Annotated in this window: 8 protein-coding genes; 4 read left to right on the top strand and 4 right to left on the bottom strand. The window is 37.6% G+C overall.

Annotation, left to right across the window (positions count from 1 at the left end):
• Window positions 1–83: 83 nt before the first annotated feature.
• Both Q0874_RS00040 and Q0874_RS00035 read right to left on the bottom strand, forming a co-directional pair.
• Window positions 84–2543, bottom strand: coding sequence for a ribonuclease HII (locus tag Q0874_RS00040; RefSeq protein WP_299157847.1), 2460 nt, complete (start codon window positions 2541–2543; stop codon window positions 84–86).
• Between the two features lie 132 nt (window positions 2544–2675).
• On the bottom strand, window positions 2676–3272 hold the full coding sequence (locus tag Q0874_RS00035) for a ribonuclease HII (RefSeq protein ID WP_299157845.1): 597 nt from the start codon (window positions 3270–3272) through the stop codon (window positions 2676–2678).
• 219 nt (window positions 3273–3491) lie between these two features.
• On the opposite strand from Q0874_RS00035, the gene Q0874_RS00030 reads away from it, so the two are divergent.
• Genes Q0874_RS00030 through Q0874_RS00020 form a run of 3 tightly spaced genes read left to right on the top strand, consistent with a single transcriptional unit; the run spans window position 3492 to window position 8617 of the window.
• Window positions 3492–6641, top strand: a complete 3150-nt coding sequence (locus Q0874_RS00030) for a SusC/RagA family TonB-linked outer membrane protein (protein WP_299157843.1) — start codon at window positions 3492–3494, stop codon at window positions 6639–6641.
• Window positions 6642–6660: 19 nt separating this feature from the next.
• A complete protein-coding gene (locus tag Q0874_RS00025) occupies window positions 6661–8079 on the top strand; it encodes a SusD/RagB family nutrient-binding outer membrane lipoprotein (protein ID WP_299157841.1) in 1419 nt (472 codons plus the stop codon).
• 16 nt (window positions 8080–8095) lie between these two features.
• On the top strand, window positions 8096–8617 hold the full coding sequence (locus Q0874_RS00020; protein WP_299157839.1) for a hypothetical protein: 522 nt from the start codon (window positions 8096–8098) through the stop codon (window positions 8615–8617).
• A gap of 402 nt (window positions 8618–9019) precedes the next feature.
• Here Q0874_RS00020 and Q0874_RS00015 read toward each other — a convergent pair whose 3' ends face one another.
• Window positions 9020–9736 (bottom strand): hypothetical protein, encoded by a 717-nt coding sequence (locus Q0874_RS00015; RefSeq protein ID WP_299157836.1) that lies wholly within the window; start codon window positions 9734–9736, stop codon window positions 9020–9022.
• Complete coding sequence (locus tag Q0874_RS00010) at window positions 9733–14040, bottom strand: thrombospondin type 3 repeat-containing protein (RefSeq protein WP_299157833.1); 4308 nt, start codon at window positions 14038–14040, stop codon at window positions 9733–9735. The genes Q0874_RS00015 and Q0874_RS00010 overlap by 4 nt, the downstream gene beginning before the upstream one ends.
• A gap of 399 nt (window positions 14041–14439) precedes the next feature.
• On the opposite strand from Q0874_RS00010, the gene Q0874_RS00005 reads away from it, so the two are divergent.
• Window positions 14440–16314: a putative porin gene (locus tag Q0874_RS00005; protein WP_367275376.1), complete on the top strand. Its 1875-nt coding sequence runs from the start codon at window positions 14440–14442 to the stop codon at window positions 16312–16314.
• Window positions 16315–16744: the final 430 nt, after the last annotated feature.

Genomic DNA, 16744 nt, shown 5'->3' with positions numbered 1-16744 from the left:
TAAAAGTAAATAAAAATAACTTTCCAGGGATTAAAATTGTATAATTGGCTCTTTAATCTGTACAGATGGTCTTCAGTAAAGACTTAGTTTATTTTATAAAGGACTAGCGCATTTTCCTGATCCTTACAAACAAATTCTATCTTACGATCATTATCAATATCATCCAGGTCTATCATGGAATATCCAAATACCGGAAAATTTTGAATTGGCACCGCATTACTGTCAAACAGATACACCTTTTGACTTTGAATATCCGTTACACTGACGTAAATTTTATCATGAACATAAAATATGACGGGATGGGTATAAACCCCTAGATCCAGTGTTATATTCTTTCCTTTAATACTTAGAATATTTTCATTATTAGTAACCAGGGTTTTGTTTGTAGCGTCCAGCCCGTGATCTTCAGAATAGTTAAACTTTGTTTTCGAAACTTTTCCTTTGGTATCAATAGAGTAGAGGGTACCATTTTTATCTGTGACGATAAAATTATTTTTGTATAAATAAGTGTTGTTAGAGGAAAATTCAATTTTCTCAGTTACCTTAACTCTCGAATTACCTACGCGATTCACTATTTTAAGGTCTCCATTTTCCAACATAAAAATCAAATAGTCTTTATTGCCAATTTTAATATGTTTGGGTGCTGACAGAACCGGACTGCCTGTATCTGTATATTTAAAACCTCTTACAGTTTTACCCTTTGAATTATACATAAAAACTTTTGATCCCTGAGTAATGACAAAGCGGTAATTTTTTTTGCTCTCATAATCAAATACCGCAAGTTCATTTAAGTTACCGCCGGGGAAATTCATATTAAAAGGAGCTACTTCTTTACCGTTTCTGTCCAGAATCAGGAACTCATTTCCAGTGGTAAAAGCTAATTGTAATCGTCCATTTTTATATAGGTCTACCTGACTTATCTTGCCTTGTATTTTCCCTTTCAATTGTTTTTTCCATAATATTTTGCCTTGTGTTGATATTAAATACAAATTATTATCCTGGTCCTGTACCACAATTTCTTTTTTGTTAGTCCTGTGATTTTTTACAAATTGAGGGTCAGTAGCTAAATCACTATCTAATTCTACCCGGAACAGTGCAGAAATAGTATTGCTCTCTTTTTCCCTATACTTTTTTTGAATAAGTAGATTGGTATGATAAAAATTTGCATCGGCCACAATTTGTCCGGCAAAAATATAATTGGAAGCTTCGGTTTTATTAAAGTCATTTAATAGTTCCTTAGTGCAATGCATTTCCAGAATATCTTCCATGCCTTTTGCATTAGCCATAAAAACAATACTCGATTCATCTGCGAGAACTTTACGCGCAGATTCATATAACATACTTTTGTCAAATGTGGAGCCACTGCTATTGTCCCGGATTATCCCTTGTAAGACCTCAAGCTCCTCTGAGAAGATAAAAGTGTTTTCCAGTATAGTATAATAATTGGCTTTAAACTCCTTAAGCAATGGATTAAAGTATTCATAAAGAAATTTATTGCTGACAAGTTCGAAAGTTTCACGGCCCATATATATGGCATTGTTGCTGCTTTTATCCTCCAGATACTGCGTGATGTTTTCTGCGCCATAGGTGCTTAAAATAACCGCTTGTTTGTCATCAATAAACAGAACGCCAATTTCTTCAACGGTATTAAAAACACTGTCTCTTTTAAAAGCTGCCTCTAAATAGTCTTTCTGATTTTGGGCAAAAACATCATAATTATCAAAAGAAAAGGAAATAAATGCATCCGTATTTGCAGGCATCTTTGCACTTAAGTCGCCAATGGCAGGTCTTGTATTCTTGAATAAGCTAAGTAAGTTTTTGGTTGATTCTTTGGCAATTGATATACCGTTCAATTGCAGGAAGTCTTGAGAAGGTTCTATGTCAAAGGTGACCCAATCTGCAAAACCTGAAAATTGTATTGTAGTATCTTTTTTAAAAACATAATCATCTATCCAATTACTTTGTTCCAGATTCAGGTAAACAGAGGCAGATTTATCAATATTCGAAGTTTCAAAAAGCGAATTAAGAACAGGGTCAATTTCGGTATTCATGTTATCAATGATGGTATCAATTAGATTTAGAGATGATCCAAGTATTATTTGCCGATCCAGTTCAATACTAAAAAAAGTACTTTGCTTTATTTCATACCTATTATAGTTTCTGCCTTCATAAGAGACTGATTCAATGGTAGGGCTTTTATCCTTATCAGGATTAACAAAGCTCAGTGGTTTATCAGAAACATAAATGAATTCGGAATTTAGAGAATCAATTTCAGTAAAGGCAAGGATGCCGCTGGTATCGCTTTGAACAAGTTCAAGTGCTTTCATCCTTCCCAGTATATGGTCATAATTTGTTGTTGAATACAACGGCTTTAAAAAGTCATTGTTTTTAAGTTCACTTTTTAAATTCGTCAGATTATTAACTTTAATTATTACCGAAGCATTTTGGGGGAGATAATTTAAAAGTGGTGTTGTAGATTCTTTTTGTTTCTGACAGGAAAGGATGCTAAAAACAATGAAGGTGAAAACTAATATAAATCTCATGTATAATGCTTTGCCACAAATTTAGAACTTTATATACTTTTATCTATGCCGTAATCGGGGAAGTTATTTATGATAAAATACGAAATGGCATTCCGGGAATTTAATTCAAAAAGAATATATGGAAGATGTACGTTATAAGTTAAGCTTTAGTTGATGGGGCAATAATTTAAAGCTCTTTCTGTGGTATTTGGTAATGCCGTAATCCATTATAGCTTGCCTATGCTCCTCGGTACCATACCCTTTATTTTGTTTCCAATTGTACATCGGAAATTCTTCGTGAATTTTTTCCATATAGGCATCTCTATAAGTTTTAGCCAATATTGATGCTGCTGCAATACTTTGAAATTTGCTATCCCCCTTTACAATACATTTATATGGGATATCATTAATTGGCTTAAACCTGTTGCCGTCTACTATTAAAAAGTCAGGAACTTTAGAAAGCTTGTTTATTGCCTTATGCATGGCAAGGATGGATGCATTGAGAATATTAATAGTATCAATTATATCGGTTTCAATATGCGCTACACCATAACATATGGCACTAACTTCAATAAGAGGGCGTAGTCTGTTTCTGGTAGATACTGATAATTTCTTGGAATCATTAAGCGATTCATCGGCAAATGAGATTGGCAATATGACTGCAGCCGCAGTAACTGGACCTGCCAGGCAGCCTCTTCCGGCTTCATCTGTTCCGGCTTCAAATTCAATTTCCTTAAAATATTTTAACATTTTATAAGCTTAATAATTGGCAAAACCCATGAGCAATTATCATAAGGTCAGGAATTTTTTAAAAAAGATAAACATAATTCAACTTTTACCCCCGAACTGTTGAAATATCGTAATAATAGGTGTTTTTTTAACAAAAAACAGCTCCGAGCCTTTATATCTCTTGCGTAGTTAACAATTAATTATGATTTTTGCGATGACTAATTCAAAAATTCTATTTAAATGAGATCAAAGTTAACTTGGATGTTAACACCTCTTTTGGTGTTATTCATTTCTTTCTCTTATGGACAGGAGAAAACGATTTCGGGTAATGTGACAGACCAAAACGGTTTGCCGCTACCGGGAGTATCTATTGTAGTTGTTTCAACAACTACAGGAACACAAACAGATTTTGACGGTAATTATTCAATACAGGCTAATGAAGGAGCTGTTCTTCGTTTTAGCTATATTGGACAAAAGACCGCTAACAGGACAGTTGGTTCGGACAACACTATCAACCTTCAAATGGAAGAGGATGCTCAGGCATTGGAGGAAGTAGTTGTTACCGCTCTTGGTATTTCAAAAAGTACCAGAACCTTGGGATATGGCACAGATGTCGTAAAAGGTGAAGAGTTGGTAAAAGCCAGAGAAACCAACATTGTGAACTCATTACAGGGAAAAGTAACGGGTGTACAAATAACCAATACCGGGGGTAACCTGGGTGGGTCATCTAAAATCATTATTCGTGGTGTGTCTTCCTTAAGTGGAGCAAACAATCCGCTTTGGGTGGTGGATGGAGTTTTGATAAACAACTCACAGACTCCTACCGGAAGTAGAATAACCGGTAACAGGGATTTCTCCAATGGAGCCGCTGTAGTTAACCCGGATGATGTTGAAACAATCAACGTTTTGAAAGGTGCCGCCGCGACAGCTCTTTATGGTTCTCGTGCTGCAGCTGGAGCTATCATCGTAACTACCAAAAAAGGTAGAGGCGGAGATGGTGGAGCAACAGTATCATTTAATTCCAGTACAAGATTCGATAATTTGTTCAGGATACCCGATTTTCAGCAGGAATATGCGATGGGTACCAATGGCCAGTACGATTCCGGTAGCGTTGGAACTGACTGGGGGCCTAGAATTGTAGGACAAACTGTTCCTAATATGCCAGTTACAAATACACCAGGACAGCTTAAAGCTATAAAGGATAATGGAATAAATGACTTTTATAAAACTGGGATAACACGGATCAACAATTTTGCCATAGGCGATGCCAGCGAAAAAATGGATTATAGGTTAAGTTTTACTTCTCTTAACCAGAATGGGATTTTGCCAGGATCTAGTTTGGACAGGATTACTGTTGGTATGAATGCCGGGGTAAGACATAGTGAAAAACTGGAATCCAGATTTAGTGTACAGTATACTACTACTAAAACCAGGGGTACAGGCGCCACAGGTGCTAATGATCCAAACATTGTTAGTTTGAGTAATTCTTTCAGTAGTACTCTGGATCAGAGACTCTTCGATCCATGGATAGATGAATCTGGCAATCAAATAAACCAGATTGTTGATAATCAGGGAGTATTATCTAATAACCCACTTTGGTTAAGGTACGAGAATAAGAATGACAGGGATGAAGATCGTGTTTTTGGTAACGCTCAGCTTACCTGGAAACCCTTGAGAAATTTCAGTATTTTAGGGAGAGTAGGTATTGACATTGCAGATGACAGACGTTTACTTACAAACCGAAAGGGTACGATACAGCGACTTTTTGGTGATTACAATTCGGATAACATAAGAAGGAACGAGCTTACTTCAGATTTAATTGCTACCTACAGCAACGATTTTTCAGATGATTGGTCTTTGACTGTTTTTGGTGGTATGCAGTATAACTCAAGAACCTTTGAAAGGCAGCGTATACAAGGTGTTAATCTTTTAATTCCTGAACTGTTTAGCCCTGGAAATGCGGAACAAACAATTGCAGAAAGGGATTACGCTCTAAGGACGTTGTTTGGGATCTATGGTTCTGCAGAAATAGACTATAAAGATTGGGCAATCTTAACGTTAACAGCAAGAAATGACTTTTCATCTACCTTACCGAAGGACAACAACTCTTATTTTTATCCATCCGCTAGTTTAGCGTTTGTATTTACCGATGCTTTTAACATGCAAAGCAATGTATTGAGTTTTGGTAAATTCAGGGCAAGTTGGGCACAGGTAGGTAATGATACTACTCCGTACTTATTGGATTTTAATTTTAATCCTGTAACTACGGCAACGGGTCAGTATAGCTTAAATAACAATTTCCCATTTAATGGGGCATTGGCCTATTCGGCAACCAATACTATACCGCCTAGTAACTTAGTTCCGGAACAACAGACATCTTATGAATTTGGATTGGATCTGAAATTCTTTAACGGCAGGTTAAACCTGGATGCTTCTTACTTTAATAATAAAAACGAGAATCAAATCTTAAACATTCCTATTCCGGAATCTACAGGTTTTGCTTTTAGGACGACAAATGTAGGTAGAGTGGATCAAAAAGGTTTTGAAATAGCTCTTGATGCTCTTGTTGCACAAAGTAAAAATGGAAATTTTGCATGGAACACAGCTGTGAATTTCTCTAAGGTAGATTCAGAAGTGGTTTCTTTGACCGAAGGTTTGGAACGTGTGGTTATAGCATCTGGCTTTAATAGTGTTCAGGTGGTTGCTGTTCCTGGTCAGGAATTCCAGCTATTTGCAATTCCTCATCTTAAGGATGAAGAAACCGGAAGACCAATAATAGATCCCAATACAGGTCGAAGACAAGCAGGAGAGGCTACAACATTAGGTTCTGTTCTTCCTGATTGGACAGGAGGCTGGGTGAATAACTTTACTTATAAAGGCTTTAGCTTAAACGCAACTGTAGATGTAAGATGGGGAGGTGTTATGAAATCATCAACCGTTGAAGGTTTACAGACCGGTGGTTTGGTTACAGAAACCCTTCAAAACAGGGAAGGAACTTTTATAGATACAGAAGGTATTATCGTAACAGATAATGGTGATGGAACTTTTGACAGAAGGGATAATGATGTTCCCTTGTTAAATGCCGAGGATTTTTGGACTTCTTTAAATGATAATAGCGTTGCAGAACCTTATATCTATGATGCAACTTATGTTAAATTAAGGGAAATGGGCTTATCATACACATTTTCTTCCAAGCTGTTGGGAGAAAGTTTTATCAAAGGCCTGACCATTGGGGTTGAGGGAAGAAATCTTGCCTTACTATATTCAAAAGTACCTCACATAGATCCTGAAGCCACATTGTTCGGCTCAGGTGCGGATGGTTTTGGAATTGAAAGAGCCAGCGTTCCTTCTACAAGAAGTATAGGTTTTAACATAAGGCTAAGATTCTAATAAAAAAAAATTATAAGACATGAAAAGACTAAAATTAATTTTACTTTGTTTTGTGTTTATATCGGGTACCTTTTCATCCTGTGATGATAAACTAGATATAAATACCGATCCTTTGGCAGCTACAAGTGCTGATCCGAATGCTGTACTTCCTTTTGTTTTTGTGCAGTATTCTTCAAGAAAGGTTACAGAATTAGGAACCAGAATATGTGATGTATCACAATATATATCAAACACATTCAATAGTCCTAAAAATGGTAGCACCAGTATTTTCCTTACTGGAAATACATGGGGCATGATGTATAATCAGGTATTGGGTAACCTTTCTCTGGTGATTGCTGATGCTGCGGAAGCTGGTCCTACCCAGAATAATGTTAATGCAATAGCCACTATTCTCAGCGCTCATATTTATTTCGAGCTGACCAGTATTTGGGAAGATGTTCCTTATTCTGAGGCATTAAATGGCCAGGATTTTCCTTCGCCAAATTTTGATGATCAGCAGTCAGTACTTAACGGTGTGGTTTCTTTATATGATGAGGCTATCGCTCTTATCGATAGCAGACAACTCGATGGAGAGTTTGCTATAAACGCGAGCAGTGATCAGTTCTATGGCGGTGATATGGATAAATGGAGAGTTTTGGCAAATTCGTTGAAATTGCGGGCTTTAATGCTGTTGCGTAATGGGGGAGCTAATGTGGATGCCCAAATTAATGCAACATTAGCACAACCATTAATGGCCTCCAATGACGAAGCGGCATATCTTTTCTATTCTGGAGCACCAGGTGAGCAGAATGGAATGCAGACTATTATTACTGCATTCTTTGGTCCTGATAATGAAAGCCAGAATGTATTTGGCCCTGGCCCACCAATTGACGAACTATTAAGAGATTCCGGAGATCCAAGATACGACCTTTGGGTGGCAAGAAACGACTTGCCAGCTCCTGAGCTCGCTTTCTTTCCGGATAATTCAACTTCTGTATTGAGTAACAATATCATTAGATTTGATCTGCCTGATATGTTAATGCTGCCTTCAGAAATTGATCTTTATAAAGCGGAATTAGCGCTCGAAGGTTTTGCTGCTGCAGGATCTGCAGATGCCAATTACAGGGCAGGTGTTGAAAATTCACTTAGATGGTGGGGACAAGATATTCCCGGGGTATTGGCTACGCTTACGGAAGCTGACATCTCAGGTTATGTAAGCAGTTTGAGCGCTCCTACGATTGAGGATGTTTATAATGAACAATATCTATCTGCTTTCTTGATGCCAGTTATGGCTTGGACTCATGTAAGAAGAAATAAGATCCCTGTGCTTGATGCACCACCAGCGTCTACAATTGGAACGACTTTGAGGAGATTTAACTATCCTCCTGATGAAGTAACCAGTAATCCAAATACGCCAGCTAATTTGCCTACCGAAACACCAATGTGGTTTGAAAACTAATAAAAACGTAAAAAAGATGAAAAAAATAGTATATATAGCATCCGCGTTGGTACTCATTTTAACTGGATGTACGGAAGAATATGATCTTAACGACCGAGGACTTTCGGTTGAAGAATTGCCGGCATACGTGGCTTTTGATTCACCTGGTACAAATGTGAATCCGAGTCCTTTAGAAGTTACGGAAGATGAAGGCACCTTAGAGTTAAATGTTGAAGTGCCTACTGGAACGCTATCCACGGTCACTGTAAATTACTCTTTCAGTGGTACAGCTGTCTTTGGAACAGATTTTATCGTAGACGGGGCAACCAGTGCCGGTGGTACTTTGGACATTGCTTTACCTGATAGCCCTGCTGTTGACGGGAGACCTATTAACGATGATATCGTTGTGGAACTTTTACCAGATGATACAGCCGATGGTGATAAGACATTAATTGTAACTTTGGACAGTGCGTCTAATGCTGAAGGAGCTTTAGAAGTAGGTCGGGGAGGTACAGATTTCTTAAAATCTATAACTGTGAATATCTTAGATATTGACTAAGGGTTCTTAGACACCAAATTATTAAAACGAAAGGGTTGCAATGTAAATTGCGACCCTTTTTTATATCTGTTAATTACTCCTGTTTACATCTAAAACCTTTAAGATGTGCATAGTATTCTCCGGATATTAGTCTTCTGATTCTGCTTATACTGCCACCTCTCGGGACAAATCGTGCTGTAGTAGGGCATAATCCAGTTATGAGAATAATCGCTGTAATTGGAATATGGAATTTGATGAATACGCTTTTTATATCTCGAGGGAGTAATTAAAAAGACGCTATAGATTTGAAGAGCTCAGCTATCATATGTCTTATCTTAACAGGGGATAGGCGAAATCACAAACCGGCTAATTCAACAGGGTTTTAAAATTCTTGTTTTAAGTATTACAACTTACAACGAGGAACTATTCTACCGCAAATTGAAAAATTTCAGAAGTAGAGGTATTATTTTGACTATCTGTAGTAATTACAGACCAGTAATAGATGGCTCCTGAGGTTATAGGGGCATCTAAATTGCTTTCTTCTGTAGTTCCTAATTCTGTTGTTGGGTTTGTGTCCGTTCCAAAGAAAACGGTATATCCTACTATATCATCGTCAATATCGCTGGCAGCCCATTGTAAATTCACGGAGGTAGCAGAAGCAATAGTTGCTCCTCTTGCCGGATTGATCGCTTCTGCAGGAAAGGGAGCATAGTTTTCAATTCCCGGTCCTTGATTGTAAAACTTTGCTTTTGTACTTGAAGCGGTTTCGTTGGTGCCGTTTGCTTTAGATACTACGAACCACTCGTACGGGGTTCCCCTATCAATTGTTATGGTGGCATCGTTAGTGGTCGAATTTGATTTCGTGGAGGTGTTGGTATTTATATTTCTAAGGTTAACCTCATAGGTATCTGTATTTTCCGAAGCGTTCCACTGAAAAGTCACAGCACTTTTCGTTTCATCGGTACTGGAAATCACACCTTCATTACATTCGGTATTATCAGCCGGAAAAACCAATGTGGCCGCTGATGGTGCAGCAACTGCTGGGGGGGGAGGCGTATCATCAGTACTGGAATCACTTCCACCACAGGCCATAAGCAATAACAGCGTTAGTACTGAATAAACTTTAGATGTTATTTTCATTTTCTTATAATTTTATAATTTAACAACGTATGCTCTGTTTTTACATTAAGTAAATAAATGCCTTTGGCAAGAACATCTACGTTAAACTTAACTTCATTATCTATGACGTTAAACGGTTTGCTGAACACTTTTAATCCGTTAATAGTAAACAGGGTTAATTCTACCTGCTTTGTTTTATTGGAATTGCCCATATAAACGGTTAGATCACCGCTTGATACAGGATTTGGATAAATGAAAAGTTCAGAAGTTAAAACAATAGTTTCTTCATAAACTCCCTGGCAATCCTTCTCTGTTTTAACAGAGAGCGTGTTCTCAACATCGGAAAGCGGGAGGGTAATAGAACTTTCAGAAGTCTCATATCTTTTGCCGTTAAGGGTGATAAAATAGTTTTTTCCGCCACTGAAATTTAAAATCACCTCATTATTAAAGGAACTTATTTTTGAGGAAACAGAAAGCGCTTCCGGTTCCGATATTGTTACATCAAAGCAGTTTTCGTAGCCAGCCTGTCCCTCAACAGTGATACACATGGTATAACTACCAGTGGCCAAATTTTCGAAAACCGTAGCGTCCGTAAAATTAATGGATGTATCAACTCCTGTCCCTGTAAGTGTAGCCGAATAGTTTAAAGCAGATTCTGCCGTAATTTCTATACTCCCGTTGTTACTGGAAATACAAGACTCCCCAATAGACAATACCCTGAAATTTGTACTTGGTAGTGAAAACACAGTACATCCGGTAACATCAACAACAGCGCCTGGTGGAGTATTCGGACAGGTATCTATCGTATTGGGCACTCCATCATTATCATTGTCGTCATCACAGACATCGCCAATATTGTCGTTGTCCGCATCTTCTTGATTTGGGTTGGCTATAAGTGGACAATTATCGTTAATGTCTAAAACTCCATCGTTATCATCATCCGTATCGCAGACATCCCCCTCTCCGTCAGCGTCGGTATCTAGTTGATTGGAATTAGATATCAACGGACAGTTATCATCTACATCCAAAATACCATCGTTGTCATCATCTTCATCGTCCTGGAAACCATCTACAACAAAATCATCAATTATTACTCCCTCCCTGGTTACTGCAGGATCGGACTGGAAGACGATACGGAAAATAACATTGCTTTCTCCCGTCAAATCTGTTTCACCTAAGACTGCATTAGCTATAAAGTCGTAGGCATACTCCTGTAGTTCCCCTGTTTGTCCATCGGGTATTTCCCCGGTCCATTGTGCACCCGGACAATTCTGACAATCGTCCTCAATACCTGAAGAATCATTGGTTCTATCACTATTGTACCAGTTGGGTTGACTATTTATATTACCTAATACGTTCCAATTAACACCTGAATCTGTTGAATATTCAACATAAACAATATCAAAATTAAGTTCAAGGTCAAAGGCCATTTTAAATTTAAGCACAGGAGCTACGATATTTGAAAGCTCGTAGCAGTTACTAACCAGAAATGCTTTTGTATTGTCTGGATGATTTCCGCCAAGGCTTGTACCGTATACTTGCGTCCCTGAGGCTGCTGTACCTAATTTTGTGCCCGTTGGAACCCCTAGTTCCCAAAGCACGTCCTCCGTTCTGTCGTTAAATGTCAAAAGAGCGTCGTCTAATGTTTCAAAGGTGTTTACCAATCCACCTAAACCAAATCCATTACTATAAAAAGTACTTTTGATTTTATTGTTATCCGCAAAAGCATCATTTATTATCTTTGCTTCTGCATTTAAGTTTACAGGACCCGTAAAATTTAGATTTTGAATGGGTAAAGTTATTGTGGTTTGCGCATCACCAATCAAATTCCCTGTCCATTGAAAGGTTTGATCTCCGCCATCATTAAGACTATAAATAACGTCTATTGAGGTAATTGCATTTAAACCCTTATTTTTTACTACTATTTCCGGAGCAAATTCTCCACAAAGTACTGAGCCGGAAGCAGGGCTAAGGGATATTACCTCTAAATCATCATCTGGAACTTTAATTGGAATAGGCGATTGCCATACACCCCTTCCATATGTGGAAGCTGTTAGGATGCCGTCAACCAGATTTATATCTAAATCACTTACTGCAACACTGGGCAATCCTGTAAAGTAGTCTTCCCATTCTGTTAACGTATCATCTAATCTATAGACACCCAGGCTTGTTGCAACGTAGATGGGGTTGTCTACATTTCTACCTTGATGAACTATTGCAAAGTAAGCCTGGTCCTGGGGTAAATTTAGAGTTAAATCAACAACCGCCCCAGCTGCTCCATTTGTTTCTACCGGAACCTTAAACACTCCTCTTAAATCCTGTTGTTGGTTTTGGGCAAAACCAACCCGGTTGGAAGTGGTAACATAGATAGCAGATCCATCCGTTGTGTTGATTGCGATATCCGAGATACCTGAATCAAATACGTTGAACTCAGTAAAAGTTATACCGCCGTCATCACTTCTAAAGACGGTGTTTCCTTCAGCGGCATATAAAACCAATGGGTTGTTAGGATCCACCTCCAAATCGTCAATGGGTGTATTTCCGAGATCATCTGATAGTCTTTCCCAGGTGTTTCCGTTTAATTTGTAAACGGCATCATAACCCGCATACACATCGCCTTCACTACTTAATGCCAGTGGGGTTATCCAATTGCCATTACCCGCAGGAGAATTAATTGTTCCCACTGTCTGCCCGGAGTTTGTGGATACAAACAAGGGATCTCCAAATTGTACAAAACCATAAACAATATTATTATTGGTGGGATCTACTTCGTAATCCATTCCATCACCACCGGTATAAACATTCCAGACTTCATTGTTTCTTATAAATCCTGAATTATCCTGTAATCCTCCCACCATTTTACCGGAGTCATCCTTTGCTACGGAAATACGATAAAATTGTCCTACCGCAATACCATTGATTGTGTAATCCTGAAAAGTGACACCTCCGTCTTCAGAAACATAAATACCCCCATCGCTACCACAATACAATTTATTGTTGAAGAACTTCAAGGTATGAATATCTGCATGGGTATACGCAGCAGTATTTCTGAACCATTGATTTAGCTGGTCAAAACTATCCCCGCCGTCTGAACTCTTCCAAATATTTAGACAACCTATATATACTTCGTCCGCATTTGTTGGAGATACTTCAATGGCAAGATCAAACCACGCCTGATTCGACTCCAGAATATCTGTAGTGTTTGCAGTTTCCGTAAAGGAATCACCGCTATCCTCCGATTTAAATAATCCCTGATATCTGTAATTGTTGCTTTGGGTATTTGCGCTTAAGATGTACACTACTTCCGGATTGGCCGGGCTAACCCCAAGCACCAATCTGCCTGAATCATCAGGTAAAACATCTGCAACACTTGCAACTCTTGTAAAAGATTCACCATCGGTAGCTTTGTAGAATGAGGAGGCTGAAACGGCATAGACTGTTTCCGGGTCGCCGGGTTTAAGCTTAAAATCAGTGATATTTCCGACACGTTGCACATTAAACGTTACCCCGGCATCTGTTGATTTCCAGAGCCCACGATTTGAACCAACCCATATAATATTGGAATTCGTCGGGTCTATAACGATTTCATTTGTTAAAAGATTAATATTGGGATTAGTAGATACATTAAGCCCGGTTTCTTGCCAGGTTGTGCCTCCATCTGTAGATTTAAAAACGCCAATACTGTATGAGTCCGCGGCATCATCATCTCCGGTGGAAATGTAAACTATATTAGAGTTGTTGGGGTCAATTGCTATTCCCGAAACCCCTATTTGTAAAAAATTATCAAATAGATTTATCCAGCTGCTGCCCGCGTCTATCGATTTCCATAAGCCCCCGGCCGGAGCACCCACATACCAAACATTGGCATCGTTGGGATCAACAGCTATTGCATTTATCCTTCCCTGTCCCGGGAGACTTCCTGACTGAGTTCCATGCGTGGAAGGACCTATGGATGTCCAATTACTGACTGGATTGATAGCTTTACCAATAGTATTAGCCTGCTTTTTTTGCCATGCATTCCATAATTGTTCTGAGGTAGGTAAATTTCCATCAGTATCCACAAAATTCATCCAGTAATTTTCCCAGCGCATATAGGGTTTAAAACCGCTTCCTTTTTCGTTTCTGTCTTTACCTTCCCAATACTTATGGAATGCTTCGGATATTTCGTATATGGTATAGGCCTCTGCCGGGGAACTTGCGGTCCTGGCAGTTGTTATAGAAGACTTTGATTTTTTCAAATCTTTCATCCATGGTGCACTTTCATTAAATTGAGCATACGAATAGGCACCCGTTAGCAGAAGAAGAACTACTAATTTTCTTAACATGTAATTTTTTTTGTAAATATCCTGAAAAAACTAGGAATATTCAATTTATTCTGCCAAACTACACTAATTTGTATTTTATTACATCAATAATTCGTGGACTATTGATTTTTTGAACGTTTTATGTCCATTAAAACTTTCACATTTCGTTAGGAACAAAAAAATTAACTTTGCTGACAAGATCAAATAATAATTTTTTGCCTTTAGCAGAATAAACCATTTATTAGTTGTTACTCTATTATTCTAAACGTTTGTATAAGAATCCGGCATTTCAAAAACTGTAACCAAAGTTTTTCAATGAGATATCTCCTTTTGTTATTCTTGGTTTTTATTAGCCATTCACTTTTTTCCCAGAATGATTCCTTATCATCTTCCATAGTGAATGATACCGCCAGGTTCAATATGAAAAAAATTAAAAAGAGCAAAAAGACAGACACGCTGGAAATTACCATCAAGGATTACAAAATTATTTCTTACTCAAGAGACTCCACTTACTTAGATACCACTCTTAATATACATAAGGAATATAAGTACAATTATTTGCGCAGGGATGATTTTGAATTAATGCCTTTTTCCAATGTAGGTCAGCCTTATAATCACCTTGGTCTCGATCTGGATCGCAATACCCTTTACCCAACTATTGGTTCTAAAGCAAGGCATTTTAATTATTATGAGGTGGAGGACATATCCTATTATAATGTGGCCACTCCATTGACAGACCTTTTTTTTAAGACCACTTTTGAACAGGGTCAGCTGTTGGATGCAATGCTGACCTTTAACACCTCAAGACGATTTAACTTGTCAATAGGATATAAAGGATTCAGGTCTTTAGGAAAGTACCAATGGAGTCAGGTCAAATCTGGAAATTTTAAATCTACCGCCAATTATGTAACAAAGAATGGGCGTTACAGATTAAGAGCACACTGGACATCTCAGGAAATTGAGGGAGAAGAAAACGGTGGAATTTCTAATAAAGAATTACAATTTGAATCTAAAGACCCTGATTTTAAAGACCGGTCCAGAATAGATGTTTTTTTTACCGATGCCGAGAATATCTTAATCGGGAAAAGATATTTTCTCGAGCACCAATATAGATTGCTTAAAAATGAAACTGATTCTGCTAGATCCAAATCTAATTACCTGGGTTTTGGACACACTTTTACCTATGAATCCAAGAGTTACAAATTTCAACAGGATGCTGAAAACGAATTTTTTGGAGATGCACTGGTAAGTCCTATTGGTGACAGGGCGAACTTAAAGACCATGTATAATGAGATTAATGCAGAGTTTTCTAACAGAACCCTGGGTGTTTTAAAAGCATCTGTTAATTTGTATAACTACAATTATTTTTTCAATAGCACAATTACCACTAATGAGGGTTTTATACCAAATAGGCTGAAAGGGGAGGAGATAGCCATAGGTGCAAAATACAAAAAGCAGATAGGGGGTTTTATGTTACATGGCGGGATTGCTTACAATATCTCGGGAGAGTTAACAGGTAATATTATTGATGCTGCAGCCAGTTTCCAAATAAATGAAAAGAATAAAATTAGTGCCAGTTTACATTCTTCATCCAGATTACCGGATTTTAATTTCTTATTGTATCAGTCTGATTATGAAAACTACAATTGGTACAACACTCAAAACTTTGAAAAAGAACGTCTGAGCAGTCTGCAATTTAATCTGGAATCACAGGTATGGGGTAATATAAGTGCAAAATATACAACAACAGACCATTACACTTATTTTACTTCTCTTGCAAATGATGAACAAGCTGAAGCCAATTTGGAGAATGCTTATATAAAACCATTTCAGGAAGCGAATAGCGTAAATTATTTAAAAGTCAAATACTTCAAAGAATTTAGATTTGGAGACTGGGCATTGAGCAATACCTTTATGTATCAGAATGTCACACAGGATAATGAAGTATTAAACCTACCCACATTTGTCACAAGAAATACGCTTTATTTTACCAAGCATGTTTTCAAGAAGGCAATGTTCTTACAAACGGGAATAACCTTTAAGTATTTTAGCAGTTATAATATGGACGCTTATAATCCTTTACTGGCAGAATTTTATACCCAGAACCGGGAGGAACTTGGAGCATTTCCGTTATTAGACTTTTTTATAAATGCAAAAGTCAGAACTGCAAGGATATATCTTAAAGCGGAACATTTTAATTCTTCATTTTCAGGGAATACTTTTTATGCGGCCCCAGATTACCCATATCGTGATTTTGTAATACGGTTTGGGTTAGTATGGAATTTCTTCTACTAATGATATATTAAAACTGCAAATAAATACAGGTTTAGATTCTAGGTCTGACTTTTGTCTGCTGTATTATCAGGATATTCTTTTGTGCCTAATTGATTATTTGTTAAAAAATCCGGGTATTTTATCAATGATTTTTAATGGTGAGAGCTTCATTTTCAGTATGTTATAAATTAATTATTTTTAGAAGATAATTTTTTTTGATTTAGGGTTGTGCAAGCAAAAAAAGTGCTCTATATTTGCACCCGCTTAGCTGAGCAGTAGTACCGGTTAAGTTTTTAAAGAGTGAATAGGATCTACTGATAAAAAAGTTCATTGACATATTGACAGACAGCGTTTTTCTGCTTATTTTTTTTAGGAGAGATAGGTAGAAGAATTTGAATTATTTTGAGATAAGAATAAACACAAGGGTTAGGATACAATTTTCATAGTTTAT

This window comes from uncultured Eudoraea sp. (genome assembly GCF_947490415.1).
Classification (GTDB): Bacteria; Bacteroidota; Bacteroidia; order Flavobacteriales; family Flavobacteriaceae; genus Eudoraea.
Note: the sequence above shows the minus strand (reverse complement) of the source record. Positions and strands in the feature narration are given on the sequence as shown.